The sequence below is a fragment of the Psychromonas antarctica genome (assembly GCF_022267535.1).
In the GTDB taxonomy this organism is placed as follows: domain Bacteria; phylum Pseudomonadota; class Gammaproteobacteria; order Enterobacterales; family Psychromonadaceae; genus Psychromonas; species Psychromonas antarctica.
Window position 1 is genome coordinate 1 of sequence record NZ_JAHNZV010000230.1, and the last position, 1,648, is coordinate 1,648.

Consider the following 1,648-nt stretch of genomic DNA (forward strand, 5'->3'; position numbering starts at 1 on the left):
CTAATATGCTGGAAGGCGATTTTTACGGTAGCGAGCAATCGGTTGTATTAGGCCATGATGATGATGTGAAAATTGAATTTACTAATGAAGCGGGTGTTAGTCATGCATTAAAAGCTTCAACGCCAGTGTTAAAAGATGAAGTAATTGACGCATCAGTCATGCGTTGCGATCCCCTACGTAGTTTCTTTGAAGCGCAAATGCAGGATGCGAAAGAGAATAATATTTTACTCTCTCTACACCTTAAAGCGACTATGATGAAAGTATCTGATCCAGTTATATTTGGTCATGCGGTTACGGTTTACTTTAAAGATGTGTTTACTAAATATGCGCAGTTATTTGCAAAATTAGGTGTCGATGCAAGTAACGGTCTAGGCGATGTTTACGCAAAAATAGCTAACTTACCAGCAGAAGAAAAAGCACAAATAGAAGCCGATATTCAAGCTGTTTATGCAACACGGCCTGCATTGGCGATGGTTGATTCTGATAAAGGTATTACCAACTTACACGTACCAAGTGATGTGATAGTTGATGCGTTTATGCCTGCAATGATCCGCTCAAGCGGTATGATGTGGGATGCACAAGGCAAACTAGTAGACACTAAAGCGATGATTCCAGATCGTTGTTATGCGGGTATATATCAAGAGACAATCGCATTTTGTCGTCAACATGGCGCATTTGATCCGGCGACTATGGGCAATGTTTCTAATGTAGGCCTAATGGCACAGAAGGCGGAAGAGTACGGTTCACACGATAAAACATTTATTATTCCTGAAGCGGGCACAGTTAATGTGATCGATAAAGCGGGTAATACGCTGATGACACATAATGTTGCGCAAGGTGATATCTGGCGTATGTGTCAGGCTAAAGATACACCTATTCGAGATTGGGTACGTTTAGCTGTTAGTCGCGCCAAGGCAACCAATCAACCGGCTATTTTTTGGCTAGACGAAAATCGTGCTCATGATGCGAATATCATCGTTAAAGTAAATAGTTACCTTAAAGAACACGATACTTCAGGGCTTGATATTCAGATCATGTCACCGAATGATGCGATTAAATTTACTTTAAAACGCGTACTTGCAGGTAAAAATACGATTTCAGTCACAGGTAATGTGTTACGTGATTATTTAACTGATCTATTCCCTATTTTAGAACTTGGTACCAGCGCAAAAATGTTATCAATTGTGCCTTTGCTTGCGGGTGGAGGTTTATTTGAAACGGGTGCAGGTGGTTCGGCTCCTAAACATGTACAGCAATTTATTGAAGAAGGGCATTTGCGTTGGGATTCGCTTGGTGAATTTTTGGCATTGGCTGTGTCTATTGAAGATATTGCCATTAAAACCGGAAATGAAAAAGCGGTTATTCTTGCACAAACTTTACATATTGCTAATGGCAAGTTCCTTAAAGAAGATAAATCACCTTCCCGCAAGGTGAATGAGCTGGACAACCGTGGTAGCCACTTCTACTTAGCTATGTATTGGGCAGAAGCCCTTGCAGCGCAAACTCAAGATAGAGCATTAGAGGCGACTTTTGCACCGCTGGCTAAAGCCTTATCTGAAAATGAAGCTACTATTATTAATGAGTTAAACGCTGCACAAGGTGCAAAAGTCGACCTTGGTGGTTACTTTCATACTGATCCTGTTAAAGT

At 41.0% G+C, this 1,648-nt stretch carries 1 protein-coding gene; it reads left to right on the top strand.

Annotated features, from left to right (window positions below; all coding sequences use genetic code 11):
* The coding region (locus KSO91_RS17160) for an NADP-dependent isocitrate dehydrogenase (protein ID WP_238744237.1) at positions 1-1,648 on the top strand (1,648 nt) is incomplete at both ends.